We start from the raw sequence: 26,452 nt of genomic DNA, 5'->3' as shown, positions 1-26,452 counted from the left end.
CACTCAATTCAAGCACTTTTATATGTTTCATGATTCAATTTCTAAAATATCATGAGACAATATTAATAATTTATGCTGAATATAAAAATATTTTAGATCACTTACTTATGATATATCTTTTTCTCTTACTCCCATAAGAAAATATCTCCAATACCACAATGGGCATTGGAGATACTGATAAATGATTCTCGATTTATTTATATGATTTCTTGTATATATCCAGAACTTCTTCGTCTGTGAGCGGACGGACATCGAAACTGTAGAATCCTCCTGCCATGTCTCTTGCGTTTGTCACCATTTCAGGAAGGTCTTCTTCTTTCATACCCCAGTCGCTGAGTTTCAGGTTGTCCATTCCACATTCTTTCTTCATGAGAACCAGTGCCTCGATAAAGTCGCTCGGTCTGTTACTCTTCTTTTGTGTCATTATTTCAGCCATTTTCATATAGCGCTTCATGCAGTCGTTTCTGAATGTCTCGAAGTAAGCTTCGCTCAATGCGATAAGTCCTGCTCCGTGTGGCAATTCAGGATATTTTGCGCTCATGGCATGTTCCAATGAATGTTGTGATACACATCTTGATGTGGCTTCCACCAGTCCGGCAAGTGTGCTTCCCCAAGCCACTTTTGCTCTTGCTTTCAGGTTGCGGCCGTCTTTTACCGCTACAGGCAGGTATTTATAAAGCAGTCTGACTGCTTCGAGCGCGAATAAGTCGCTGATAGGTGTGGCACAGTTGGCAATGAATCCTTCTGAAGCATGGAAAAATGCATCGAATCCCTGGTATGCTGTCAAGTGAGGAGGCACGGACAACATCAGCTCAGGATCAACGATAGATAGTGTAGGGAATGTATATTGACATCCGAAACCAATTTTTTCTGTTGTTTCTGTATTTGTTATGACTGTCCACGGATCGACTTCAGTACCTGTACCTGCCGTTGTAGGTATGGCTATTACAGGCAATGCTCCTTTTACCGGGCGGCCTTTGCCGGTACCGCCATGAATGTAGTCCCAATAATCGCCGTCGTTACATGCCATTACGGCTATAGACTTTGCTGTGTCAATTGAGCTTCCTCCACCGAGTCCTACAATCATGTCGCATTTCATTTCGCGGCATATTGCTGCTCCTTCCATTACATGGTCTTTTATAGGATTTGGAAGTATCTTGTCATATACTATTGAATCTACGTCGTTTTCCTTAAGCAGTTCAATTACTTTATCCAGATAGCCGTATTTGCGCATTGATGTACCTGCGGAGATTACAATCATGGCTTTTTTCCCCGGAAGTTGTTCTGTGGCAAGATTCTTTAATTCGCCACATCCGAACATCAGTTTTGTAGGAATGTTCAGACCGAAAACAGGATTAGTATTCATAATGTCTATTGTTTTAAAGTTCGTATTTTCAAAATTAAGCAATTCCGTTGATAATAGGTCATGCTTAGAGTTAAAAAATGCTATACTTTTATTAGCAATGATAAATAAATAAAAGTACTTTTACCTGATTTTTACAATAAGTCCCTTAAATGAATACCTTTGCATTCCGATAAAAATTAGAACAAGAAATGAAAACCATAAAGAAGAGTTTTCCCGTTTTAGGGATGAGTTGTGCCGGATGTTCAGCGCGTGTTGATAAGACATTGAACAAGCAGCCGGGAATAGTAAGCGCATCGGTAAATCTTGCGGCTGCAATGGCTACAGTTGAATACAATCCTGATGAATGTACTCCTCAGCAACTGAAGGAGGCTGTTCAGAAAATAGGTTTCGACCTTATTATCGAAGAAAAGAAAGAGGTACAGAAAGAGGCTGAAGAAGTGCGTAAGAACCATTACAAGTCGTTGAAAATTCGCACTATACTTGCTATAATATTAGCTATCCCGGTATCTGTGATAGCTATGGTCTTTCATGATATGCCATACGCGTCGTATATTATGGCTGTACTTTCGGCTGTAGTGGTTTTCGGACTTGGCAATGGATTTTTTGTAAATGCCTGGAAATTGCTTATTAAGGGTGGGGCCAATATGGATACGCTTGTTGCGTTGAGTACAGGTATTTCTTTCCTGTTCAGTCTGTTCAATATGTTTTTTCCTGAATACCTTCTTCGTCACGGCATAACTCCGCATGTGTATTTCGAGGCGGCTTCTATGATAGTTGCATTCATCCTCCTCGGACGTACATTGGAGGACAGGGCTAAGGGAAACACTGCCGAGGCAATAAAGAAACTTATGGGACTGCAGCCAAAGAAGGTTACCGTGATGCGGAACGCTACAGAGATGGAAACAGACATAGATATGCTCATGGTGGGCGATACTGTCGTTGTGAAGCCCGGTGAACGTATTGCCGTGGATGGTGCTGTGGTTGTCGGCTCTTCATACGTGGACGAGAGTATGTTAAGCGGAGAACCTGTTGCGGTATTGAAAGAGAAAGGTTCAAAGGTCTTTGCCGGAACAATAAATCAAAAAGGAAGTTTCAGGTTCGTGGCAGAAAAAGTGGGTGCTGAAACAGTCCTTGCACAAATTATTAAGATGGTCCAGGATGCCCAGGGAAGCAAGGCACCTGTTCAGAAACTTGTAGATAAGGTGGCTGGCATATTCGTGCCAATCATAATATCAGTAGCACTGCTTTCATTTGTACTTTGGGTGACACTCGATGCCGAAAGCGGACTTACCCATGGTTTCCTTGCTGCCGTTACAGTGCTGGTTGTTGCGTGTCCGTGTGCTTTGGGACTTGCCACGCCTACAGCCATCATGGTAGGTATAGGTAAGGGAGCCGAGATGGGAATACTTATCAAGGATGCTGACAGTCTGGAGATAGCCCGCAAGGTTGATACTGTGGTTCTCGACAAGACCGGAACCATTACCGAAGGCAAGCCTGTGGTTACAGACTGGCTGTGGAGTAATGGTATAGATGATGCAGCAAGCATATTGTGTGGCTTGGAAAAACATTCAGAGCATCCGTTGGCTATGGCTGTAGTACAAAGTATTGAAGCTGCTCCGGCTGAGATAACTGGTTTTGAAAGTATAACAGGTCATGGAGTAAAAGGTATTTATGATGGCAAAATATATATTGCAGGAAACAGACGTTTGATTTCATCTTGCGGCATTTCAATCTCTTCAGATATGGAAGAAAAAGCATCAACACTTGCCGCGCAGGGCAAGACTGTGATATGGTTTGCCGATAATGAGAAAGTATTGTGCCTGTGTGCCATAACTGACAAGATGAAAGAATCGTCTGCTGCGGCAATATCCAGACTGAAGAGTATGGGTATAAAAGTAGTAATGCTGACCGGTGATGCCGAGGCTCCTGCACGTTATATGGCAGGACTTTCCGGAGTTGATGATTATAAGTCGGAAGTCACTCCGCAGCAGAAAGCCGAATTTATCAAGACTCTCCGTTCGCAGGGCAGGGTAGTGGCAATGGCAGGCGATGGCATAAATGACAGTGCCGCCCTTGCTGAGGCAGATTTGAGTATTGCTATGGGTAAGGGTAGTGATATTGCCATGGATGTGGCAAAGGTTACTATCATTTCATCCAACCTTGAGAAGATAGCCGATACAATAAGTCTTTCTCGTCATACTGTGCGTACTATCCGTCAGAACTTGTTCTGGGCATTTATATATAATATAATAGGTGTTCCGGTAGCTGCAGGTGCTCTGTTTCCTATTAACGGATTTCTTCTTAACCCTATGATTGCGAGTGCTGCCATGGCGATGAGCAGTGTAAGTGTAGTAACCAACAGTTTAAGGCTAAGAAAGGCCAAACTATAATCTGTTTCCAACAATCTTTTCTTTCTGCCGACTATAGTGAGCAGTGGTGTCGACTATAGTGGGCAGAGGTGTCGACTGTAGTCAGCAGTGCTGCCGACTATAGTCAGCACCAGAAGACGCATGTACGTTTCTTTATGGATTTTCTTTAAATAAGTCCCTGATAGTATAAAAGGAAAATATGAACATCTAAAGCGAAAATATCGTAGTGATTATCTGTGCGTAACATCCTAACTTTGCGTCAGATAAACAAGATAAACGATATGAAAAGACTATTACTCAATTTTGCTTTAGCCTGTTCGCTTTTTCCTCTCGGAGCGCAGCAGGTGTTGACGCTGGAAGAATGTCTGCAGATAGGTATAGAGAATAACCTCACACTGGAGACCAAGCGCAACGAAATTATTAAGGGAAAGCACAGCATCTCGGAAAACCGTGCCAAACTGTTGCCGCAGATTAATGCGGTGGCATCTTTCAACGATAATTTCAATCCTCCCGTTTCGGTTACCGATGGTTCGGCATACGGTAATCCCTATAACGTGACAAAAACACTGCAATATAATGCTTCGGCGGGATTGCAACTCCAGATGCCTCTGTATAATCAGACCATTTATACGGCAATGTCGGTTGCCAAGATGATGGACGAAATAAACACCCTCTCTTACGACAAGGCACGTGAGGACCTGATAATGCAAATCACAAAGATGTATTATTTGGGTCAGAGTACAGCCGAACAGATTTCGATAGTGAAAGAGAACATCTCGCGTCTGGAAGAACTGAGAGACATCACTACTGCTTTTTTCGATAATGGTATGGCGATGGAAGTGGACGTGAAGCGTGTTAATATAAACCTCGAAAACCTACAGGTGCAGTACGACAATGCCGTGGCAATGCTTACACAGCAAATAAACATGCTGAAGTATGTGATAGACTATCCGTCGGAAACGGACATCACACTTACTCCTGTGGATACAGAGAGTATCATTACTGTAGAAATGAGCGGATTGTACGAAGGTCAGCCGGAACTTGAACTCCTGAATAAACAGACTGCATTGGCAGAGAAACAGAAGAAGATGATTTCGCAGGGATATATTCCTTCGCTCTCGCTTACAGGAAGTTTCATGTACTCGGCATTTACCGACAAGGCAAAGAACTGGTTTCACGACGGACCGTCAAGCAAATGGTACAACTCTTCCGGCATAGGTCTGACACTGAGAGTGCCGATATTCGACGGACTTGACAAACGCTCTAAAGTGAGAAAAGCGAAACTTGACATTGAAAATGCAAAACTTTCTTACGAAAATGCATTGAAAAGTTTCAGAACCCAGTATCTCAATGCCACGAACGATCTGATGAACAGCCGCCGTAATTTCACCAAACAGAAAGACAACTACCTGTTGGCAGAGGACGTTTACGAAGTGACTTCCGACCGCTATCGTGAAGGTGTGGCATCAATGACAGAAGTACTTCAGGACGAAATGCGTATGAGCGAGGCACAGAACAACTATGTAACCGCACACTACAACTACCGAGTAAACAATCTTACGATGCTGAAACTTACAGGAAAACTTGAAACACTGCTAAAATAACGGTATTTAAACGGTATTTAAACACCGGTTAAACGCTGTTTCAATTCTGATTAAGCAACTTCATAACTTCTCTAACTTCTTTAACTCCTTTAACTTCACAATAAAATAACTTCAAATAAAAAAACGATATGGAAACAAAAGAACTTGACATAAAGAAAAATACACTTGAGCAGCAAGCTGCAAAATTGAGGAAACAACGCCGTCGCCAGATGCTGGCAAGTACATTCGGAATTATAATCCTCTTGGCAGGGCTCTATCAGATTGGAATGATGTTCTTCAGTTACAAGATGAACGAAACAAGCAACGACGCACAGATAGAACAATACATCTCGCCGGTAAACCTCCGTGCTTCGGGATATATAAAAAAGGTTTATTTCACCGAACATCAGACCGTGAAGAAAGGCGATACACTTATGGTTCTCGACGACCGAGAATACCGTATCCGCGTGATGGAAGCTGAGGCTGCACTGAAAGATGCCATGGCAGGAGCTTCAGTTATAGGTCAGACACTCCAGACCACAAAGGCTTCAGCTTCGGTTTATGAGGCTTCAATCTCGGAAGTGGAAATCCGTCTGGCTAAACTGGACAAGGACCGCAAGCGTTACGAAAACCTTCTTCAGAGAAATGCTGCCACACCTATCCAACTGGAACAGATAGAAACAGAATATGAGGCAACGAAGAAAAAGCTCGTGGCATTGAAACGTCAGCAGGAAGCTGCAATGTCGGGAGTGAACGAAGTATCAACCCGTCGTCAGAACATGGATGCTGCCATACAGCGCGCACAGGCTGCACTCGACATGGCAAGACTGAATCTTTCATACACAGTGGTTACCGCACCATGCGACGGACAGTTGGGACGCCGCGCCATAGAGGAAGGACAGTTCATCTCTGCCGGACAGACAATAACCTACATATTGCCTGACACACAGAAATGGGTGATAGCCAATTACAAGGAAACCCAGGTGGAAAACCTTCATATAGGTCAGGAAGTGACACTCACTGTAGATGCTATAAGCGACAAGGAATTCAAGGGAAAGATTACAGCCATATCCGGTGCAACCGGTTCGAAATACTCGCTCGTTCCTACTGACAATTCAGCCGGAAACTTTGTGAAGATACGCCAGCGTGTCCCTGTAAGAATAGATTTCGAAGGGCTTAGCCAAGAAGACAACGAACGTCTTGCTGCCGGAATGATGGTTATTGTGAAAGCGAAGTTATAAGTTTTTTAGTTTTTTAGTTCTTTAGTTTTTAAGTTGGTTGATGTTCACAACCAAAGGTCAATGAAGTTAAACTTACAAACTCATAAACTTACAAACTCATAAACTTACAAACTCATAAACTTACAAACTCACAAACTTACAAACTCATGCAAAGAAATTATCCATTCTATAATTGGGTTCCCAAACCTGTAGGTATCATACTGCTGATACTGCTCTTCATCCCGATACTGACTGTGGGCGGAGTATATACAGCCAACAGCGGTGAGATGACAAGCGGACTGGGAATCCAGTCGGAGCATATCCAGTTCGTGGGGTTCGTCACCTCAATAGGTATGGCAGCCTTCGCTCCATTCTTCTATCAGCTGGTATGTATCCGTCGTGAAAAGATGATGTGTGTGGTGGGTTTCTCACTCATGTACATCCTCAGTTATGTGTGTGCTGTCACCGACAGTATCTTCCTTCTTGCATTGTGCAGCCTTATCATGGGCTTCCTCCGTATGGTACTCATGATGGTAAACCTCTTCACTTTGATAAAATATGCCTTCGGAATGGAGGCTACGAGGAATATCACTCCGGGAATGGAACCTGTGACCGGTGAAGGATGGGATGCCCTTGATGCCGAGAAAAGCAAAAGCATGCCTATTATCTACCTCTTCTTCATGATACTTGGACAGATAGGAACATCGCTCACTGCATGGCTGGCATACGAATATCAGTGGCAGGACGTTTATTACTACATGATGGGAATGACGCTTGCAGCCATACTTATAATCATGGTTACAATGCCGTATCACAGTTATAACAGCCGACGTTTCCCGATTAATTTCCGTAAGTTCGGCAGTGTGGCTGTGTTCAGCGCCATGATGACATGTATAGTCTATGTACTGGTTTACGGCAAGACTCTCGACTGGTATTCCGATCCTACTATAGTCCGTTCTACGGTACTTGCCGTGGTATTCGGTGCAGCCTTCTTCTATATGGAGTCGTCAGGACGCTCACCATATTTCATGATGGAGGTTTTCCGTCTACGCACCATCAATATGGGTATCGTACTTTTCCTTCTGCTGATGATATTCAACACCAGTTCCATGTTTGTAAATGTATTTACCGGAGTGGGTATGAAGATAGACAACTGGCAGAATGCCGCTTTAGGTAACTGGAGCATATTGGGATATTTTATTGGAGCGGTGATAGCCATAGTATTAGGCTCAAAGGGAGTAAAGCTGAAATACCTTTTCGGTATGGGATTTCTTCTTATAGGAATGTCGGCACTGTTCATGTATTTCGAAGTACAGACAGCAGGACTCTATGAGAGAATGAAATATCCTGTGATAATCCGTTCCACAGGGATGATGCTTTTATATTCCCTTGCAGCTGTACATGCCAATCAGCGTATGCCATACAAATATATGTCCACTTGGATTTGCATAATGCTTTCTGTACGTATGGTGTTGGGACCCGCAATAGGAACATCTCTATATACCAACGTGATGCAGCATCGTCAGCAGCATTATATCACCCGTTTTGCACACGATGCAGATAGGGTAGATCCGCAGAATGCCGCTTCGTACGACCAGACTGTACGTGGAATGATCTATCAGGGAAAGAGTGAGACAGAGGCTGAGAACATGGCCGCCATATCCGCTAAGGGAAAGGTACAGGTTCAGGCTACACTCTCGGCTGTAAAGGAAATGTCCGGCTGGACATTCTATGGATGTATGATTTCGATGCTTTTCGTTCTTGTTTATCCATATCGTAAGAGGAAATTATCGGCTTAGCGGAAATTCTTTCCGTTAAGTCCGGTAATTCTTTTTATCAAAGTTAGAACCATATTTGCGATATTAATATTAAGAAAAGTACCTGATGTAACATATGGAAAATAAGAATGTAACATGTGAGATTATATTGAAACGTCAGGAAAACTATTGGATACATATTTAAATATTTTATCATAGTTTTTTTTTATTTTTGTGTGTTGCGTAAATGATTTATCGGCTTAGTTGGAAATTATTCAGCTAAGTCGATAATTTTTATTAAATTAGCGGAGAGATTTTGAATGAATAATAACGAACTAAAGCTTTTATGATAGTCAGTTCTGAAAGATTGATAAGACTGCAAGAAAATATTACCGGTCAGTCCGATGTATGTTCGTCGGGCGGCCCGGTTTTTGATTTTCCGGAAAGCATGAAAAATGGTTTTATCAATTTCGGGATAGGATTAATAGTCTGCCATTCTGGATGGTTTGAGTTTAGACTCTCCGGTACACAATATTCAGCATATTCAGGCGAGACTGTTTTCATCCACGAAGGTTCATCTTTTTGTATTACCGCTCAGTCGGAAGATATTGAAGTAAGTATCATAATATATAAAGTAGATCCTATACGCGATGTTCTCGGGAATATGGTTTATTCCGTACATCTTTATTCGCAGATGTCGCCGGAAACACATTGTGTATGGAATACCGGTGAAGAGGATGATGTGGCAGGATATATATCGCTCATCGGAACAGAACAACCGCGACAGGATGATTTTTTCCCTGTTTATGAAAAACGTCTTCTGCTTCTTTCATTGACATACAGGCTTTGTTCTGTCTTTCAGAAAAAGTACCTTTCTGGTAGTTCGGCCGGTGCAAGACGTACCGAAATATTTCTACGGCTTATCCAGCTTATAGACCGTTATTACATGTCCGAGCGCGGTGTAGAGTTTTATGCCGATAAGCTATGTCTTTCGCCTAAATATCTTTCCGGTCTGTCAAAAACTGTTTGTGGTTATACTGTTCAGGAACTTGTTTTCAAGGCTATTGTCCGCAAATGTATGGCTATGCTTGACAGTACCAACAAAACAGTGCAGGAGATTTCAGAAGAATTTAACTTTCCTAATCCTTCCAGCTTTGGTACATTCTTTAAAAAGCAGGTTGGTATTTCACCGCAGAAGTATAGGGAGAGAGGAGATTGACAAGAAATAGGATTAATCATTAAAAAATAATACTATGGGAATTTCAAGAAAAAAATTATTGGTAGCTGTACTGTTACAGACTGCTTTATCGGGTAGTAATTTGTATGCTGATGTATATCGTCAGAATATAGATGAAGGTTGGAAATTCAGACAGGCAAGGCTTGATAACTGGTACGATGCCACTGTGCCGGGAGTTGTGCATACCGACTTGATTGACAATGGAATAATAGATGATCCTTTCTTTAGATTGAATGAAAGAGCCGTGCAGTGGGTAGATAAAGAAGACTGGATATACGAGACATCCATCAATGGAGAAGATAAAGTATTAGACTCTTCTAATCAGTATCTTGTATTCAAAGGACTTGATACGTATGCAGATGTATATCTTAATGACTCCTTGTTGCTTAAGGCAGACAATATGTTCCGTGAATGGAAGGTTGATATTAAAGGTGTATTGAAAAAAGGAGACAATAAACTTAAGGTATATTTCCATTCTCCAATAAAGATAGATATGCCAAAATGGGAAAAACTTCCTTATCAGCTGGAATCAGGTAATGACCAGTCGGAAAATGGAGGATTATTGGATAGAAAAGTCGGAATATTTGCCCGTAAAGCCGGCTATCATTATGGTTGGGATTGGGGACCGAGACTTGTAACATCCGGTATCTGGCGGCCTGTTTATCTTGAAGCATGGAATGATTTAAGAATAGAAAATGTCCAGCTTATACAAAATAGGGTTAATTCAGGTTCGGCCAAACTTTCGTCTGTTGTAGAAATGATTTCGGATGATAATGTCTCAGGGGCTGTTGTAACAGTAAAAGCTGATGGAAAACTCGTTTCAAAGAAAACGGTTAATCTTGTGAAAGGTCTGAACAAGGTATCGCTTGATTATACTATCAAGAATCCGAAACTTTGGTGGACTAATGGATTGGGTGATCCTTATCTGTATGATTTTACAACGACAGTAACTATGAATGACGGAACTCAGGATTCTGTTAATGACAGAATAGGCATAAGGTCGTTGAGGGTCGTGACTGAAAAAGATGAGGCAGGAACTACTCTATATTTTGAGCTTAACGGCAAGCCTGTTTTCATGAAAGGAGCTAATTATATACCGAGCGACAACTTCCTGCCTCGTGTGACAGATGAAAAATATGAGCGTACAATATTGGATGCAAAAAATGTCAATATGAATATGCTTCGTATATGGGGTGGGGGTATATATGAGAATGATATATTCTATGATTTGTGCGACGAGCATGGCATATTGGTATGGCAGGACTTTATGTTTGCATGTTCATTATATCCTGGCGATGACGAATTTATAGAGAGTGTAAGGCAAGAAGCTATATATAATGTGCGTCGTTTGAGAAATCATCCTTGTATCGCTTTATGGTGTGGAAATAATGAAAACCAGGACGCATGGTTCGGATGGGGATGGAAACGCAGATACGAAGCTATGGGTAATGGATATGCCGAGAAGTTATGGAATGATTTATATAATCTGTATTTTAAAGTTTTGCCGGAGATAGTCGAAGAATATGGTGGTGGAACAGGATATAGAGGTTCATCGCCGATGTCTTTCCCCGGAATGAAATCGGACGGAGTGAATGGTGATTCTCATTATTGGGGAGTATGGCATGCTAATGATCCTATATCGCAATATAATACAGAACGTAGCCGTTTCTTCTCAGAGTATGGATTTCAGTCATTCCCGGAATATGAATCTGTAAAGATTTATGCACCGGAGAAAAGAGACCATGATATATATTCTGAAGTAATGATGTCGCACCAGCGAGGTGGCTCTTTTGCCAATGGTCGTATTGAGGAATATATGCTCAAGAATTTTAAAAAGCCTAAGGATTTCGAGCATTTCCTGTATGTAGGTATGATTCTGCAGGGCGACGCGATTAAGACCGCTATGGAGGCACACCGCAGAGACATGCCTTACTGTATGGGATCTTTATTCTGGCAGCATAATGACTGTTGGCCTGTAGCTTCCTGGTCAAGCCGTGACTATTACGGACGCTGGAAGGCTCAACATTATTTTGCAAAGAATGCATACGATATGATACTGGTATCTCCTGTTGTGATGAATGATAAGCTTACTGTTCATTTGGTCTCTGATTATTTTAAAACTGTCAGCGGTAACTTCTCGCTTAAAGTAATGGATATGAGGGGGAATGTCGTTTATGAAAAATCAATGCCGTTGAAAACTCCGGTGAACGGTTCAGAGCTAATCTTTGAGTCTGAGATGAGCAATGTGTTGGGTGATAAGTCAAAGAATGATGTAATAATATACACTGAGTTTGAAACAGACGGAAAAACTTACACAAATATTGCTTATGCTGCTGAACAGAAGGACTTAAACTACGAAAAGGCAAATATAATCTGGAGCGCAAAGAAAGCTGATGGAGGATTTGATGTTACTTTGAAATCGGATGTATTTGCTCGTGGAGTATTTATGTCATTGTATGGTATTGACAACTTCTTTGAAGACAATTATTTTGATTTGCTTCCAGGTAAGGAAGTGAAAGTACATGTCAGTTCGGACTTGTCTTTGGCGGTATTTAATGAACAACTGAAGGTTATCAGTCTGGTAGATAGTTATATGTAGTATATTTAAAATCAGCGATTTTATGGTAAACGTGTTTTTGGAAAGATTAAAATGTCTGTTTGTAAATTTATTTTTGGGAATAACATTCGCGACAGCTATTTTATTTTGTGTTTCGTGTACTGAGAAGAATAAAATTGAAGGATTGACTGTTGAATACACTGAGAATTACATTTGTGTCGATACAAAAGAACCAAGATTCGGATGGAGAATGAAATCAGACAATAACTCGAGATGTATTTTCCAGACTGCATATCAGATAGAAGTAATAGACGAGGATGGGAACAATGTATGGAACAGTGGAAAGATAGAAAGCGACCAATCACAGAATATTATCTATAATGGAGAAACACTGCTTCCAAAAACACGCTATGATTGGACTGTCACAGTGTGAAATAATATAGGAGAGGAGCTGACGGGCAAATCATGGTTTGAAACAAGTCTTATGTCGTCGAACGATATTGATGGATGGAACGGAGCCAAGTGGATTGGGGGCAGCGATGATGATATGGTACTGTATTCTCACTATCTGCCTGTATTCAAAATGAATTTGTCCTTTAAAATGAAGGATGAAGCTGAACAAAAGAAAGTCGGATTCATTTATGGCGCCAATGACGAAAGGCTTATGGACAGCAATAAGAATATATATCACATAGCCAATCTTAAGGATGAGTCGTACGTCAAAGTTGAGGTTGATATGTCAAATGCATTGGCTGTATTGAATGTGTATCGTGTGGGTTATCATAATGATGACAGGGGAGACAAACCTCTTGTCGCGTTCAGTATTCCAAGTAATGTTATAAACAAAAGTAATGCAACCGCTAAACATACTGTAACATTATATTCTAATCTTGGTTTCACGGCATTCTATGTTGATGGTAACAAGGTTGGTGAGTTTAATCTTAACCCATTAGGAAGAGGAGGTGATTTTATTGCCTTCCCTGTTGTGGGAGATGTTGGCTTTACTCTTTTATCTGCGAATGATTTTTCGGAAGCAACTATGGATATATGCAATTTCAGAAGTCCGGAAAATAGGATAACAACTGTTGTGATGGAGCCTGAAAAGTTGAAAAGTTCTGGAAAAGATATATATATTGAAAATCCAAGCTGCAATTCTATGCCTATGCTTAGGACTGTTTTCACAGCCGAAAAAAAGGAAATAAAGAAAGCACGACTTTATGCTACGGCCAGAGGTATATATGAGATTTATATAAACGGGCAGCGTGCGGGTAATGATTATTTCAATCCTGGAGTAACTCAATACAACAGGACACATCTCTATCAGGTATATGATGTGACCGATATGTTAAACCAAGGAAAGAATGCCATAGGAGCGTTATTGGCAGAAGGATGGTGGAGCGGAGCTTCGACTTATACAGGTGAAAACTGGAATTTTTTTGGCGACCGTCAGTCTCTTTTGGCACAGCTTATAATAACTTATAATGACGGTACTGAGCAAGTCATAACCACATCGCCGGAAACATGGAAATATTATTCAGACGGACCTATAGTATATGGCAGTTTCTTCCAGGGAGAAATTTATGATTCATCGAAAGAAAAGTATGTAGATGGATGGACAACAGCCGTGTATGATGATTCAGAATGGAAAAATGCCATGGAAATACCTCTTGAGGGTTATGTATGTAAGGATGTTGTGAATGGTGATGAATATCAGGATTATAATCTTATTGCACAATACGGGCAGACTGTAAAAGCCATTAAAACTCTTACCGCACAGTCGGTAGAAGAAGTACGGCCAGGGATATTTGTTTATGATATGGGACAGAACATGGTTGGCGTTCCTGAAATCACACTATCCGGAATGGAGTCTGGTAAAGTTATAAATATGAGATTTGCCGAAGTGAAATATCCTGAACTTCCACGATATGCCGGAAATGAAGGTATGATAATGCTTGAGAATATCCGTGCTGCTATGGCGCAGGACAAATATATTACCAGTGGTGGAAGTGAAACATATTCTCCAAGGTTTACATATCATGGATACAGATATATTGAGATAACAGGTATTGAAAAGACATTACCAGTAGAAAATGTGAAAGGTATAGTTCTCAGTTCGATAGATAAACTTGCTTCGCATTACGAGACGTCAAATGAGAAGGTCAATAAGCTGTGGAACAATATAGTATGGTCAACAAACGCTAACTTTTTGTCTATACCTACTGACTGTCCGCAAAGGAATGAACGTCTTGGATGGGCAGGTGATATTTCCGTTTTTTCAAGGACTTCCACATATCTTGCGGATGTGTCACAGTTCCTTCGACGTTATCTGCAGGCTATGAGAGATGTACAGCGCAAAGACGGACGCTTTGCTGATGTAGCTCCTCTTGGAGTTGGATTCGGTGGCTTGCTTTGGGGTAGTGCAGGTATAACCGTCCCGTGGGAAATATATCAGCAATATGGAGACGAAGCTGTTCTTTCCGAACATTATGATGCTATGTGCATGTATATTGATTATATCTTAAAAAAGAATATTGATCCAAAATCGAATATAATTGTACAGGATAATGAATTTTGGAATCTTGGCGACTGGTTAGGACTTGAAGACCAGAAAAATGACAAGACGCTTATGTGGGAGGCATATTTTCTTTATGACCTCGAGATAATGAATAAGGTTGCCACCATACTGGGAAAGGATACCGATGCAGAGAAGTTCGGTAATTTACATAGTGAGCGTATGGCGTTCTTTAATGAAACATATATAGACAAGAATACTTCTAAAACAATATCTTCGGGAGCGGACGGACCTAAAAAAGGCAAGCTTGTCGATATACAGACATCATACGTATTGCCATTGGCTTTCGGAATAGTAAATCAGGATTTGAAAGATGATTTTGCATTAAACCTTGTAAATACAGTAAAGAGGGAGAATACTGGTGACGATGGAAAGACATATCCTCAATATTCACTTATGACGGGATTTATAGGTACGGCATGGATTAGCAAGGCTCTTTCTGACAACGGTTACGACGATGTGGCTTATAATCTGTTGCAACAAACATCATATCCCTCGTGGCTGTATTCTGTGGAGCAAGGGGCTACAACAATATGGGAACGTCTGAATTCATATACTCATGTCGATGGATTCGGTGAAAACAATCGTATGAACTCGTTCAATCATTATTCATTTGGAGCTGTCGGCGCATGGATGTATGCTTATTCTCTCGGTATTATGCGTGATGAGGCTAATCCGGGATTCAAACATTTTATTTTGTCGCCACGTATAGATCCTACAGGCAAGATGACATTCGCGGAAGGGTACTTCGACTCTTTATATGGAAGAATAGAAAGTGCTTGGACGGTTATAGATGGTAAGATAATTTACTCACTGACTGTTCCTGCGAATACAACAGCCTCTCTTTGTATTCCGGCAAAAGACATGGAAAGTATTTTGGAAAGCGGTAAATCTATTCAAAAAGCTGAAGGAATATTATCATCCGAATTCAACGATGGTAAAGTAATGATAGAACTGGGTTCAGGAAAATATGAATTTACGGTCATTAGGTGATTTATTCATTTGGTGAATAATGATTTGAGTTTTTTAAAAGGAATGCCTCCTAAAAGTTTTTCGAAGTTTTAGGAGGCATTCTTTTTTAATATTACTTTAAGATTATGCTTTGATAGTATATTTTGTAATTATTCAATAGAGCAAAGTTCTTTATAAAGCCTTTGAACAGGCAGTCCCATAACATTGAAGTAAGAACCGCGTATGCCTGACACTCCGATGAAGCCAATCCATTCCTGGATGCCGTATGCTCCGGCTTTGTCGTAAGGTTTGTAATTGTCAATATAGAAATATATTTCTTCGTCAGTCAGATTGTCGAAAGTAACGTCTGAAACTGAAGCGAAACTTCTTTGGAAATCGCGTGTAGTGATGCTTACTCCTGTCATTACCTGATGGGTATGCCCTGATAATATTTTCAGCATTCTTACTGCATCATCTCTGTCTTTAGGCTTGCCAAGTACTTCTCCGTCGGCATATACTATTGTGTCAGCTGTTATCACAAGGTCGTTTTCCGCCATCACAGGTCTGTATGACGCTGCTTTTATTCGTGAAATGAATATCGGAATTTCGTCGCCTTTAAGATGTGGCGGATAACTTTCGTCTATTCCTTTTATCAGTTTTACCTCGTAGTCTAAGCCAAGTCCTGTGAGCAGTTCACGGCGGCGTGGCGAATTTGATGCCAGAATAATATTGTATTTCTTTAGATTGTCTAACATATGTTTTTTAGTTTAAAGTTTTTAAGTTTGGAATTCGCTCTCATTATCGAACTAAATAACTCAGGAACTTACAAACTAACAAGAGTTTACCATCCGAATGCTTCTTCGTGTGACATCCATTTACCTTGAGCGCGAAGAACTTGTTCTATTACATCGCGTCCACAGCCTTGACCACCTCCACGGTGTGAAATGTATTTACACACGGCTTTTATGTCCGGTGAGGCATCTGCCGGACAGCAAGGGAGACCTACAAGGCGTAGTACTTCGTAGTCTGGTATGTCGTCGCCCATATATATAACTTCTTCAGGTTTGAGGTCGTATTTTTCTATTAATTTATAATATTCCCTTGTCTTAATAGCTGCCCCCATACATACGTCCTGCACTCCGAGCCCTTCAAATCTTAATCTTACGGCTTCGGTATTGCCACCGGTAATTATGGCTATGTGCAAACCGCATTTCACGGCAAACTGTATGGCATAGCCGTCTTTGATATTTATCATGCGCATGGGTTCTCCGTTTGGATGAAGTGGTACGGTATCACCGCTTAACACTCCGTCAACATCGAAGAAAATGGCTTTTATTTTTGTAAGGTCGTAATTAATCATATAATGTTACGTTTTTTATTTTCCTTTTGTCGCAAATTTGTGTATGTCTTCGCTTATTAGTCTGTACAGTTCTGATATACGTGGCTCTTCTTCAAGCATGTCCAGATGGCTGTTCATTATATTATGGTCATCTCTTTGGGCAGGACCAGTCTGAGCCGATACGGGCGAGAGGTGGTGTACCTTTTCAGCAGTTTCGTCAATAAGAGGTAGCATAGCGCTGAATGGTAGTCCTTGTGATGTAAGGAGATGCTCGCAAATGGCATACATGTGATTGGTGAAGTTACAGGCAAATACCGCCGAGATATGCAGGTATTTTCGTTGCTCGGATGAGGCTTCGAATACATGTTCGCTCAATAGGGATGCTGTCCGGATGAGTAAGTCCGTATCTTGTTTGCTGTTTGCTTCTATAAAGAAATGTACATTATTGAAATCCACTTTTCTCTGTTTGCTGAATGTCTGCATAGGGTAGAGGACACCATATCTGTCTGTCAATCCTTTCCAAATGTCTATTGATACACTGCCTGCCGTATGAACATATAAAGCTTTAGAATTGCATTTTACAATTTCAGGCAGTATTGAGTCAAGTACAGAGTCTTTGAGCGATACGATATAGATATCCGCATCATTGTCTATAGAAGTTATATCAGTAGTGTATGGACATCCAATACTTTCGGCAAGTTCCTTTGCGGATTCCTGTGTCCTGCTGTAAATCATTTTTATTGTACAGCCAGCCTCATGTAGTGCATTGCCGAGGTGTGTGGCAACGTTACCAGCACCTATTAATACTATTGATTGGTGGTTAGATGAAATTTCCACTGTTATTTACCTCCATATTTGTTGATATGAATTTTTTCCCATTGCAGGTGAGATTCATCGAATGGTTTTCTTTCCATTCCTTTGTGACCTATAGCTATGATAGATAATGCCTGAAGCTGTAACGGCAAGTCCAATACTTCGTGAACGTATTCATTCGAAGAAATTCCGTCTGCGGTGAACCTTTCACGCAGTTGTACCCAGCAACTTCCAAGCCCAAGGTCTTCTGCCTGCAGTTGTATCATGATTGAAGCAATTGAGGCATCTTCTATCCATACATCACTTGCCATAGGATCGGCAGTGACAACTATTGCCAATGCTGCATCTTTGATAAATGATGCGCTTGCTTCTTTGCAGTATGATAATTTTTCAAGAACTTCCTTGTCGTCCACTACAACGAATTGCCAGCAATTTGAGCGTTTTGATGTTGGGGACATAAGTGCCGCCTTGAGCAGTGTAACCACTTCTTCTTGTGTTAGTTCCTGGTCGGTGAATTTACGCATGCTGCGTCTTGATTTTATGAGGTCGCTGAAATTTTCCATAAATTGATGTTTATTGTTTGATTTGTACAAATATAGTGCAAATTGAGTGAAGAGCAAAGTGGAAAACATAGTTTTCAGACTTTTAATTCTGATATGTAGTCTATATAATGTATGCTTTTCGTTTTAAAGATGAAACTTTTTTTGTAAATTTGCAATATATGGCAATACGTTTGGTTACATACGAACATTCGGAAGCTTTGCCTAAACTTCCAGATTATAATGTATTTCACTCGGTCAGCCTGTTCAGAATCCTTGAACGAACATCCGGGTACAGTCCTTTTATGCTTGTTGCTTTTGACGGGGAAAAGCCTATAGCCAAGATGTTATGTATAATCAGAAGGTCATGGCCTATGCAGAAATGTGTTATATACGATTGTTGTGATTATTTTGATACAGACTTAAAGCATGATGTGATCTTTAATGAATTGCTTTCATATTTCACGAGTCGCAACAGACAAAACTTTTCTGTAATCGAATTCAGAAATCTGAGTGAACCGTTGTTTGGATATAAATATTTCCGAAAAAACGGGTATTTCCCTATTCGCAGATTACGTGTAATTAATTCTATTCATCATTCAACATTGGACAAATGGATGGGGGCCTCAAGGAAACGTCAAATCCAGTTGGGACTGAAAAATGGCGCAGTAATGGGTGTTGCCGACAACAAGCAGGAAGTAAGGGATTTTTTCAGAATGCTGAAGAATTATTATTCGTCGAAGATATTCAAATATCTTCCTGGTATGGATTTCTTTATGGAACTCCTTGAGTTGGGAAAAGACAGTGAAAGGGTTGGAAAAATATTTACAGTATCGTATGAAGGAAAGATAATTGGCGGTTCGTTCTGCTTGTTTTCAGGTGATACTGTGTTTCTGCTGTTTTCGGGAGGTATGCGGAAAAGTTATCCTTTGCTTTATCCCGGTGTCCTTGCTGTATGGAATGCCATGACGTATTCACGTGAGAAAGGTTACAGCCATTTCGAATTTATTGACGCAGGGCTCCCTTTCAAGAAATACGGTTATCGTGATTTTATCCTTAGGTTTGGAGGTAAACAGTTGAGTACACGCAGGTGGTATAGATTGAAGTGGGGATGGCTGAACAGGATAATGGAAAAAATATATGTGTAATGAATTTGAGTACATTACTTTTGCTAACTTAAGTTTTCAAAATAAACTTTCAGACGTTATAAAAAGGTAATTAGCATAAATAATTGCGGAAAATGTTTCGTAATTAAATCAAATTTATTTTCTTTGTCTATCATAATTTATTGAACTTTAATTTAATATCTAAAAAACAACATCATTATGAAATTATCTCATATTGAACATTTGGGCATTGCTGTGAAGAGTATCGAAGAAGCCCTCCCGTATTATGAAAATGTATTGGGATTAAAATGTTATAACATCGAAACTGTTGAAGACCAAAAGGTTAGAACTGCATTCCTTAAATGTGGTGAAACAAAGATAGAACTTCTTGAACCAACCGGTCCTGAAAGCACAATAGCAAAATTTATTGAAAACAGAGGAATGGGTGTACACCATGTGGCTTTTGCCGTTGAAGATGGTGTCGCTAATGCATTGGCAGATGCTGAAGGAAAGGGAATACGTCTTATTGACAAGGCTCCACGAAAAGGGGCTGAGAATCTTAATATAGCTTTCCTGCATCCGAAATCAACAATGGGGGTATTGACAGAACTTTGTGAAAAATAAAATTCGGACATAGAAGATGAAAGTAATAAGTTTCCTATAAAGATATGAATGAAGAGTCAGTTTACATATTAATTATGTAAGCAGACTCTTCAACTCTTTTTTATAGGGAATAAATAGATTGATGTCCGGATAAATACCATTATAAACTTTAAAAATACTTATAACTATGAGTACTCAATTGGAAAAAGTGAAAGAGCTTATCGAACTACGTGCCCAGGCTCGTCTGGGTGGTGGCGAAAAGGCTATCGAAAAACAGCATGCTAAAGGTAAATATACAGCTCGTGAACGTATCTCTATGTTGCTGGACGAAGGCAGCTTCGAAGAAATGGATATGTTCGTAAAACACCGTTGTACCAATTTCGGTATGGACAAGAAACATTATCTTGGCGACGGTGTGGTAACTGGCTATGGAACTATAGAGGGCAGATTGGTATATGTCTTTGCTCAGGATTTTACTGTTTCGGCAGGTTCACTTTCTGAAACAATGTCACAGAAAATATGCAAGGTGATGGATATGGCAATGAAGATGGGTGCTCCTTGTATCGGACTTAACGACTCGGGTGGCGCACGTATCCAGGAAGGTATTAATGCTTTGGCTGGTTATGCTGAAATTTTCCAGCGCAATATTCTTGCATCTGGTGTTATTCCACAGATTTCAGGTATTTTCGGACCTTGTGCCGGTGGAGCGGTTTATTCTCCTGCTCTGACTGACTTCACACTTATGATGGAAGGTACATCTTATATGTTCCTTACAGGTCCTAAGGTTGTTAAGACTGTAACAGGAGAGGATGTCTCACAAGAGGACCTTGGAGGCGCCAGTGTTCACTCAACACGTTCGGGAGTTACACATTTCACTGCATCTACTGAAGAAGAAGGTTTGGCTTTGATACGTAAACTTTTGAGTTATATTCCTCAGAATAATCTTGAAGAAGCTCCTTACGTCGATTGTACAGACCCTATTGACCGTCTTGAAGATTCTCTTAACGATATTATTCCTGACAGCGCAAACAAGGCATACGATATGTATGAAGTAATCGGTGCTATAGTAGATAACGGTGAATTCCTTGAAGTTCAGCGCGATTTCGCAAAAAATATTATTATCGGTTTTGCCCGTTTCAACGGACAGTCTGTAGGTATTGTTGCCAATCAGCCTAAGTTCCTTGCCGGTGTGCTTGACTGCAATGCTTCACGTAAGGGGGCGCGTTTCGTTCGTTTCTGCGATGCTTTCAATATTCCTATCGTTTCGCTTGTTGATGTTCCTGGATTCTTGCCGGGTACAGGTCAGGAATACAATGCCGTAATCCTTCATGGAGCTAAATTACTTTATGCATACGGTGAGGCTACAGTGCCTAAGATCACTATCACTTTGCGTAAGTCGTATGGTGGTTCGCACATCGTGATGAGCTGTAAGCAGTTGCGCGGTGATATGAATTATGCATGGCCTACTGCTGAGATTGCCGTTATGGGTGGCGCAGGTGCTGTAGAAGTATTGTATGCTAAGGAAGCTAAGGAAGCTGAAGACCCTAAGGCATTTATGGCTGAGAAAGAAGCTGAATATACAAAACTTTTTGCAAATCCTTATAATGCGGCTAAATATGGTTATATTGATGATGTGATTGAACCTCGCAATACCCGTTTCCGTATTATCCGCGCATTGCAGCAGTTGCAGACTAAGAAACTTACTAATCCGTCGAAGAAGCACGGTAATATTCCTTTGTAATAAATTAAAATCTGAAAATATGATGAGAAAACTGAATATCGGAATGTTCCTTTCTTTGATGCTGTTGGTGGCTTTTTCGTCCTGTAAGGAGCAAAAGCCTAACAATAAATTGGTCATCAATGAAGTGCTGGTGGACAATCAGAGTAACTTCCAGGATGATTATGGATTGCACAGCGGATGGATTGAAATATTCAATAAGTCGTATAGCAGTGCCGATTTGGCAGGATGCTTGCTCCGTGTAAGCTCACAGCCGGGTGATACTGCCACTTATTTTATTCCAAAAGGTGATGTGTTGACTCTTTTGAAACCTCGCCAACACACATTGTTTTGGGCGGACGGTGCACCGCGTCGTGGTACTTTCCACACAAATTTTGTGTTGAGCAAAACAAACGAGAACTGGATTGGACTTTATGATTCGGGCAAGAAACTTCTTGATCAGGTTGTTGTTCCGGCAGGTGTACTTAAAGAAAACTATTCGTATGCCCGTGTGAGTGATGGCTTGAACGAATGGGAAGTGAAGGACGACAGTGCCGAGAAGTATGTTACTCCTAGCACAAACAACAAGACTATAGAAAGTAATCCTAAAATGGATAAGTTCGAACAGCACGATCCTGTTGGTGTGGGTATGGCGATTTCGGCTATGGCTGTCGTATTTATGGGCCTGATTCTGCTTTATATTTGCTTTAAGTTTGTCGGTAAGGCTGCAATTGCTTTGCGTAAGCGTAACGCTATGAAAGCACAGAATGTGACAGACCATAAGGAAGCTAAGGAAATGAAACTTGGTGAAGCTCCTGGAGAAGTTATTGCCGCGATATCTATGGCATTGCACGAAGCTCAGGGTGCTGATCACGATGTGGAAGAAACTATCCTTACAATAAGCCGCGTAAAACGCAGTTACTCGCCATGGAGTTCTAAGATTTATACTTTGCGTGAAACTCCGAACAAGAAATAACTTTGATAAAATTTAATCGTATGAAAGAATATAAATATAAGATAAACGGTAACTTATATAAGGTTACTGTTGGAGATATACAAGACAACAATGTAAAGGTAGAAGTTAATGGAACTTCATATACCGTAGAACTGGAAAAATCAGCAACACCTAAAATCAAGCCGGTAGTTCGTACTGCAGCTACTACTCCTGCCGCTCCGCCACCTGCAGTGTCTCGTCCTGTTGTAGCTGGAAGCAAATCAGGAATCAAATCTCCTCTGCCAGGAGTAATTCTTGATATAAAGGTAAAGGAAGGCGATACTGTCAAACGTGGTCAGACTTTGCTCGTTCTTGAAGCAATGAAGATGGAAAATGATATCAAGTCCGACCGTGACGGTAAAGTTACTTCTATCAAAGTAAGTAAAGGTGAATCTATTCTTGAAGGTACTGACCTTATAATTGTTGAATAATATGGGAGAATTTGTTAGTTTTTTGCAGAATAACCTGGCAGATTTCTGGACATATACCGGTTTCTTCAATGCTACTCCACAGCATTTGATAATGATTCTTGTCGGTATATTCTTCATTTATCTGGCAGTGGCAAAGGAATTTGAACCTATGTTGCTGATTCCTATCGGTTTCGGTATTCTTGTCGGTAATATTCCTTTCAATATGGAAGCCGGCCTAATGGTAGGTCTTTATGAGGAAGGCTCAGTACTTAACATTTTATATCAGGGTGTAACGTCGGGATGGTATCCGCCTCTTATATTCTTGGGTATCGGTGCCATGACGGACTTCTCAGCCTTGATATCAAATCCTAAACTGATGCTTATCGGTGCGGCTGCACAGTTTGGTATTTTCGGAGCGTACATGCTTGCACTTGAATTCGGTTTCGACCCTATGCAGGCAGCAGCTATAGGTATTATTGGTGGTGCGGATGGTCCTACAGCCATATTCCTTTCATCCAAGCTGGCTCCTAACCTGATGGGTGCGATTGCGGTGTCGGCATATTCATACATGGCTCTTGTTCCTGTGATTCAGCCGCCTATCATGCGTCTGCTCACAACAAAGAAAGAACGTCTTATCCGTATGAAAGCTCCACGTGCCGTTTCGCATACAGAAAAAGTTATGTTCCCTATAGTAGGTCTGTTGCTTACTTGTTTCCTTGTTCCTTCAGGTCTTCCATTGTTGGGAATGTTGTTCTTCGGTAACTTGTTGAAGGAGAGTGGTGTAACACGTCGTTTGGCAGAGACAGCACGTGGTCCGCTGATTGACACGATCACTATTTTATTGGGTCTTACTGTTGGAGCTTCAACTCAGGCTTCAGAGTTCCTGACGCGTGATTCTATATTTATCTTCATGCTTGGTGCTTTGTCATTTATTATAGCTACAGCTTCGGGAGTTTTATTCGTTAAGTTCTTCAATTTGTTCCTGAAGAAAGACAATAAGATTAATCCGCTTATCGGTAACGCCGGAGTATCTGCCGTACCTGATTCAGCGCGTATATCTCAAGTTATAGGTCTTGAATACGATCCAAGCAACTACTTATTGATGCATGCTATGGGACCTAACGTGGCAGGTGTGATAGGTTCGGCGGTAGCGGCCGGTATTTTACTTGGTTTCCTTGTATAAATATAATATAATCAGGTCTTTAAATAAAAGAACAGACAGGTCTCAATATATGAAATCTGTCTGTTCTTTTGTATATATAATGTATAAAAACTGTATAAATGCATTGATTTAAATCAATAAGTCGGTTAATTAAGTATTTTTTAGCAAAGTAATTTTTATTGGAAAAATAATATTGGAATATCTTTGTTGCGGAATTAAACTAAACAACTAAATTATGACAACAAAAAGAACTGTGAAGTATCATGTTCCTCAGCAAGGACTATATGTCTATGCCCGCTCAGAGGAAGGTAAGACAGAACTTATTGTTTTAAACAGTACAGACAGTGAGCAGGTCTTGATGAGTAATCATTTCAAGGCCCTTGTGAATGAAAGTGTTGAGGGTAAAGAAATTGCAAGCGGAAAGGTTATCGATTTGAGAGAGAATATCGTCGTTCCGGCTCGCAAATCTGTTATCATTGAGTGTTGATAACAAAATTATTGGACTTACAAAAAACGATGAATCCATTTATTTTATGAGGTTCATCGTTTTTTTATCGTTTTTATTTTGTTCTGTATCCTTTGAAGAATTTACAGAAATAAAGCCATTGATATTCTATTGAATTGTTCCAGTATTTTCCGTCGTGGATTCCCGGACGGGTAATATAATCATGGCTTATTCCGCGTTTCAATAGTTCGGCATGAAGATTATTGTTAACTTCGAAAAAGAAATCGTTTGTTCCACAATCAAATATTATAGCCAAGTCTCCGTTATTGATTTTATCCAACTGATTGATAACAGTATGCTTGTCCCATAATTCTTTGTTTTCATCGCGTTCTCCTAATTGTTTTTTCATTTCCCAGTTATTAGGGAAAGGGCGTATGTCAACCCCACCGCTCGTAGCGCCACCTGCTCCAAATATATCTTTATGTCTTATTGAAAGCCATAGACCTCCATGTCCTCCCATACTCAAGCCTGTTATGGCTCTTCCATTTCTATTCTTTATTGTAGAATAATTTGTATCTATGTATTCAACGAGCTCTTTCGATACAAAAGTTTCGAATTGGCTGTCCGGATTATTGGGACTATCCCAGTACCAACTGTTTTCGCCGTCAGGACAAACTACTATAACCCCGTCCTTTTCGGCCATTTGAGGAAGTTCAGGCTTTATGTTTATCCATGTACGTGCGTCGCCGCTATATCCGTGTAAGAGATATAATGTAGGACAAGCCTGATTATTGATAGCTTTATCGGGAACTATGACAACGACCTCAATTCCCTTGTTCATTTTTTCACTTTTTACAGTTAAAGTGTCAATTCGTGCTGCAAACGTATTTAACGGTATAATAAGTGCAGCTGCAATAATTAATTGTTTTAGAATTTTGTGCATCATATATATCTGAAATTTTATTTGTAAAGTTATAACTAATTTTTTTTATAAATGAGCATAAATAGCTTTTTTTCCCGCAATGATATATCTGCCATTGTTGATTTTTGTATAAGTTTGCAGTATGAAACAGAAACTAATAGAAAATGAAGGAATACCTGGTTATCTGCTTTTAATATTGGCGGTAATTTCAGGTCTGGCTGTAGCTAATTTATATTATAACCAGCCATTGTTGAATGAAATTTGTAGTGATTTAAAGGTTAATGAGTTCACGGCAAACCTCATACCTATGGTTACGCAGATAGGATATGCATGTGGCTTGCTGTTCATTATTCCATTGGGCGATTTATACAACAGACGTCGTATCATTGTTGTCAATTTTACGTTACTGTCTCTCTCAATGGCTTCTATAGCTTTGTCCGGCAATATTGGTCTTGTGTTGGCGTCATCGCTGATTACTGGAATTTGTTCCGTTATGCCACAAATTTTTATTCCTATCGCTTCCCAGTTTTCCAAGCCGGAACATAAATCAAAGAATGTGGGTGTACTGGTAAGTGGTCTTCTTACTGGTATTCTCGGTTCGAGAGTGATAAGTGGATTGGTAGGCGAGTATTGGGGATGGCGTACAATGTATTATGTGGCTGCTGTAATAATGTTTGTATGTATCTTTCCTCTAAAATGATTTACGGTAGAATGATTCCAAAGGCTTCCATTGGTATATTCATATGAATAAAGGCAATAAAATATTTACCGGCAGCATATTGTTGTCGGT

At 40.4% G+C, this 26,452-nt stretch carries 21 protein-coding genes and 1 pseudogene; 16 read left to right on the top strand and 6 right to left on the bottom strand.

Features of this window, described 5'->3' with window-relative positions; all coding sequences use genetic code 11:
- Window positions 1–193: 193 nt before the first annotated feature.
- Window positions 194–1,366 carry an iron-containing alcohol dehydrogenase gene (locus H6A27_RS12205; RefSeq protein WP_204402043.1) on the bottom strand — a complete coding sequence of 391 codons (1,173 nt, stop codon included), beginning with the start codon at window positions 1,364–1,366 and terminating at the stop codon, window positions 194–196.
- Window positions 1,367–1,554: 188 nt separating this feature from the next.
- Between H6A27_RS12205 and H6A27_RS12200 the strand changes: the two genes are divergently transcribed.
- The 8 genes from H6A27_RS12200 to H6A27_RS12170 all read left to right on the top strand — a co-directional run bounded on the left by H6A27_RS12200 (window position 1,555) and on the right by H6A27_RS12170 (window position 15,654).
- Window positions 1,555–3,756 carry a heavy metal translocating P-type ATPase gene (locus H6A27_RS12200; protein WP_204508861.1) on the top strand — a complete coding sequence of 734 codons (2,202 nt, stop codon included), beginning with the start codon at window positions 1,555–1,557 and terminating at the stop codon, window positions 3,754–3,756.
- 260 nt (window positions 3,757–4,016) lie between these two features.
- Window positions 4,017–5,339 (top strand): TolC family protein, encoded by a 1,323-nt coding sequence (locus tag H6A27_RS12195; protein WP_204402039.1) that lies wholly within the window; start codon window positions 4,017–4,019, stop codon window positions 5,337–5,339.
- Window positions 5,340–5,467: 128 nt separating this feature from the next.
- The gene (locus tag H6A27_RS12190) at window positions 5,468–6,559 is read left to right on the top strand and encodes an HlyD family secretion protein (RefSeq protein WP_204508860.1); all 1,092 of its coding nucleotides are present in this window, start codon (window positions 5,468–5,470) and stop codon (window positions 6,557–6,559) included.
- Between the two features lie 146 nt (window positions 6,560–6,705).
- Window positions 6,706–8,337 carry an MFS transporter gene (locus H6A27_RS12185; RefSeq protein WP_204508859.1) on the top strand — a complete coding sequence of 544 codons (1,632 nt, stop codon included), beginning with the start codon at window positions 6,706–6,708 and terminating at the stop codon, window positions 8,335–8,337.
- A 304-nt stretch (window positions 8,338–8,641) separates the two neighbouring features.
- Window positions 8,642–9,514, top strand: coding sequence for a helix-turn-helix domain-containing protein (locus tag H6A27_RS12180; protein WP_204508858.1), 873 nt, complete (start codon window positions 8,642–8,644; stop codon window positions 9,512–9,514).
- Window positions 9,515–9,548: 34 nt separating this feature from the next.
- Window positions 9,549–12,131, top strand: coding sequence for a beta-mannosidase (locus H6A27_RS12175; protein WP_204508857.1), 2,583 nt, complete (start codon window positions 9,549–9,551; stop codon window positions 12,129–12,131).
- Window positions 12,132–12,153: 22 nt separating this feature from the next.
- Window positions 12,154–12,522, top strand: a complete 369-nt coding sequence (locus H6A27_RS15830) for a glycoside hydrolase family 78 protein (protein WP_477005006.1) — start codon at window positions 12,154–12,156, stop codon at window positions 12,520–12,522.
- Between the two features lie 51 nt (window positions 12,523–12,573).
- Window positions 12,574–15,654, top strand: coding sequence for an alpha-L-rhamnosidase (locus tag H6A27_RS12170; RefSeq protein ID WP_477005005.1), 3,081 nt, complete (start codon window positions 12,574–12,576; stop codon window positions 15,652–15,654).
- A gap of 128 nt (window positions 15,655–15,782) precedes the next feature.
- Here H6A27_RS12170 and H6A27_RS12165 read toward each other — a convergent pair whose 3' ends face one another.
- The 4 genes from H6A27_RS12165 to H6A27_RS12150 all read right to left on the bottom strand — a co-directional run bounded on the left by H6A27_RS12165 (window position 15,783) and on the right by H6A27_RS12150 (window position 18,327).
- The gene (locus H6A27_RS12165) at window positions 15,783–16,367 is read right to left on the bottom strand and encodes a Maf-like protein (protein WP_204402023.1); all 585 of its coding nucleotides are present in this window, start codon (window positions 16,365–16,367) and stop codon (window positions 15,783–15,785) included.
- Between the two features lie 86 nt (window positions 16,368–16,453).
- Window positions 16,454–16,972, bottom strand: a complete 519-nt coding sequence (locus H6A27_RS12160) for a KdsC family phosphatase (RefSeq protein ID WP_204402021.1) — start codon at window positions 16,970–16,972, stop codon at window positions 16,454–16,456.
- A gap of 15 nt (window positions 16,973–16,987) precedes the next feature.
- Window positions 16,988–17,782 carry a Rossmann-like and DUF2520 domain-containing protein gene (locus tag H6A27_RS12155; RefSeq protein WP_394799994.1) on the bottom strand — a complete coding sequence of 265 codons (795 nt, stop codon included), beginning with the start codon at window positions 17,780–17,782 and terminating at the stop codon, window positions 16,988–16,990.
- A gap of 8 nt (window positions 17,783–17,790) precedes the next feature.
- Entirely contained in the window at window positions 17,791–18,327 is a 537-nt protein-coding gene (locus H6A27_RS12150) for a nitroreductase family protein (protein ID WP_204508856.1), read from the bottom strand.
- A 158-nt stretch (window positions 18,328–18,485) separates the two neighbouring features.
- On the opposite strand from H6A27_RS12150, the gene H6A27_RS12145 reads away from it, so the two are divergent.
- From H6A27_RS12145 to H6A27_RS12115, 7 genes are all read left to right on the top strand, one after another.
- Window positions 18,486–19,451, top strand: coding sequence for a GNAT family N-acetyltransferase (locus H6A27_RS12145; protein ID WP_204402017.1), 966 nt, complete (start codon window positions 18,486–18,488; stop codon window positions 19,449–19,451).
- Between the two features lie 177 nt (window positions 19,452–19,628).
- Window positions 19,629–20,033: a methylmalonyl-CoA epimerase gene (mce, locus tag H6A27_RS12140; protein WP_204402015.1), complete on the top strand. Its 405-nt coding sequence runs from the start codon at window positions 19,629–19,631 to the stop codon at window positions 20,031–20,033.
- A gap of 166 nt (window positions 20,034–20,199) precedes the next feature.
- Window positions 20,200–21,753 (top strand): acyl-CoA carboxylase subunit beta, encoded by a 1,554-nt coding sequence (locus H6A27_RS12135; protein WP_204402013.1) that lies wholly within the window; start codon window positions 20,200–20,202, stop codon window positions 21,751–21,753.
- A 22-nt stretch (window positions 21,754–21,775) separates the two neighbouring features.
- Entirely contained in the window at window positions 21,776–22,705 is a 930-nt protein-coding gene (locus H6A27_RS12130; protein ID WP_204508862.1) for an OadG family transporter subunit, read from the top strand.
- A gap of 20 nt (window positions 22,706–22,725) precedes the next feature.
- A complete protein-coding gene (locus H6A27_RS12125; RefSeq protein ID WP_204392771.1) occupies window positions 22,726–23,154 on the top strand; it encodes a biotin/lipoyl-containing protein in 429 nt (142 codons plus the stop codon).
- Between the two features lies 1 nt (window position 23,155).
- On the top strand, window positions 23,156–24,316 hold the full coding sequence (locus tag H6A27_RS12120; RefSeq protein ID WP_204508855.1) for a sodium ion-translocating decarboxylase subunit beta: 1,161 nt from the start codon (window positions 23,156–23,158) through the stop codon (window positions 24,314–24,316).
- Between the two features lie 214 nt (window positions 24,317–24,530).
- The gene (locus H6A27_RS12115) at window positions 24,531–24,782 is read left to right on the top strand and encodes a cyclomaltodextrinase C-terminal domain-containing protein (RefSeq protein WP_204402007.1); all 252 of its coding nucleotides are present in this window, start codon (window positions 24,531–24,533) and stop codon (window positions 24,780–24,782) included.
- 73 nt (window positions 24,783–24,855) lie between these two features.
- Here the strand turns inward: H6A27_RS12115 and H6A27_RS12110 are convergent, their stop codons facing one another.
- Window positions 24,856–25,683 carry an alpha/beta hydrolase gene (locus tag H6A27_RS12110; protein WP_204402076.1) on the bottom strand — a complete coding sequence of 276 codons (828 nt, stop codon included), beginning with the start codon at window positions 25,681–25,683 and terminating at the stop codon, window positions 24,856–24,858.
- Between the two features lie 121 nt (window positions 25,684–25,804).
- On the opposite strand from H6A27_RS12110, the pseudogene H6A27_RS12105 reads away from it, so the two are divergent.
- A pseudogene (locus tag H6A27_RS12105) lies at window positions 25,805–26,347 on the top strand (MFS transporter); the annotation flags it as partial.
- Window positions 26,348–26,452 lie beyond the last annotated feature (105 nt).

Source organism: Bacteroides caecigallinarum, from assembly GCF_016902295.1.
Lineage (GTDB): Bacteria > Bacteroidota > Bacteroidia > Bacteroidales > Bacteroidaceae > Phocaeicola > Phocaeicola caecigallinarum_A.
The sequence above is the reverse complement of the archived record's forward strand: the minus strand, read 5'-3'. Positions and strand labels throughout refer to the sequence as shown.

What these genes read in the sequence shown, in the direction of transcription:
- H6A27_RS12150 (WP_204508856.1), bottom strand. Translation starts at nt 18,327, where the DNA reads ATGGAAAATTTCAGCGACCTCATAAAATCAAGACGCAGCATGCGTAAA.
- H6A27_RS12170 (WP_477005005.1), top strand. Translation starts at nt 12,574, where the DNA reads ATGTCGTCGAACGATATTGATGGATGGAACGGAGCCAAGTGGATTGGG.
- H6A27_RS12110 (WP_204402076.1), bottom strand. Translation starts at nt 25,683, where the DNA reads ATGCACAAAATTCTAAAACAATTAATTATTGCAGCTGCACTTATTATA.
- H6A27_RS12165 (WP_204402023.1), bottom strand. Translation starts at nt 16,367, where the DNA reads ATGTTAGACAATCTAAAGAAATACAATATTATTCTGGCATCAAATTCG.
- H6A27_RS12115 (WP_204402007.1), top strand. Translation starts at nt 24,531, where the DNA reads ATGACAACAAAAAGAACTGTGAAGTATCATGTTCCTCAGCAAGGACTA.
- H6A27_RS12205 (WP_204402043.1), bottom strand. Translation starts at nt 1,366, where the DNA reads ATGAATACTAATCCTGTTTTCGGTCTGAACATTCCTACAAAACTGATG.
- H6A27_RS12190 (WP_204508860.1), top strand. Translation starts at nt 5,468, where the DNA reads ATGGAAACAAAAGAACTTGACATAAAGAAAAATACACTTGAGCAGCAA.
- H6A27_RS12125 (WP_204392771.1), top strand. Translation starts at nt 22,726, where the DNA reads ATGAAAGAATATAAATATAAGATAAACGGTAACTTATATAAGGTTACT.
- H6A27_RS12175 (WP_204508857.1), top strand. Translation starts at nt 9,549, where the DNA reads ATGGGAATTTCAAGAAAAAAATTATTGGTAGCTGTACTGTTACAGACT.
- H6A27_RS12130 (WP_204508862.1), top strand. Translation starts at nt 21,776, where the DNA reads ATGAGAAAACTGAATATCGGAATGTTCCTTTCTTTGATGCTGTTGGTG.
- H6A27_RS12180 (WP_204508858.1), top strand. Translation starts at nt 8,642, where the DNA reads ATGATAGTCAGTTCTGAAAGATTGATAAGACTGCAAGAAAATATTACC.
- H6A27_RS12185 (WP_204508859.1), top strand. Translation starts at nt 6,706, where the DNA reads ATGCAAAGAAATTATCCATTCTATAATTGGGTTCCCAAACCTGTAGGT.
- H6A27_RS12145 (WP_204402017.1), top strand. Translation starts at nt 18,486, where the DNA reads ATGGCAATACGTTTGGTTACATACGAACATTCGGAAGCTTTGCCTAAA.
- H6A27_RS15830 (WP_477005006.1), top strand. Translation starts at nt 12,154, where the DNA reads ATGGTAAACGTGTTTTTGGAAAGATTAAAATGTCTGTTTGTAAATTTA.
- H6A27_RS12135 (WP_204402013.1), top strand. Translation starts at nt 20,200, where the DNA reads ATGAGTACTCAATTGGAAAAAGTGAAAGAGCTTATCGAACTACGTGCC.
- H6A27_RS12160 (WP_204402021.1), bottom strand. Translation starts at nt 16,972, where the DNA reads ATGATTAATTACGACCTTACAAAAATAAAAGCCATTTTCTTCGATGTT.
- H6A27_RS12200 (WP_204508861.1), top strand. Translation starts at nt 1,555, where the DNA reads ATGAAAACCATAAAGAAGAGTTTTCCCGTTTTAGGGATGAGTTGTGCC.
- H6A27_RS12195 (WP_204402039.1), top strand. Translation starts at nt 4,017, where the DNA reads ATGAAAAGACTATTACTCAATTTTGCTTTAGCCTGTTCGCTTTTTCCT.
- mce (WP_204402015.1), top strand. Translation starts at nt 19,629, where the DNA reads ATGAAATTATCTCATATTGAACATTTGGGCATTGCTGTGAAGAGTATC.
- H6A27_RS12120 (WP_204508855.1), top strand. Translation starts at nt 23,156, where the DNA reads ATGGGAGAATTTGTTAGTTTTTTGCAGAATAACCTGGCAGATTTCTGG.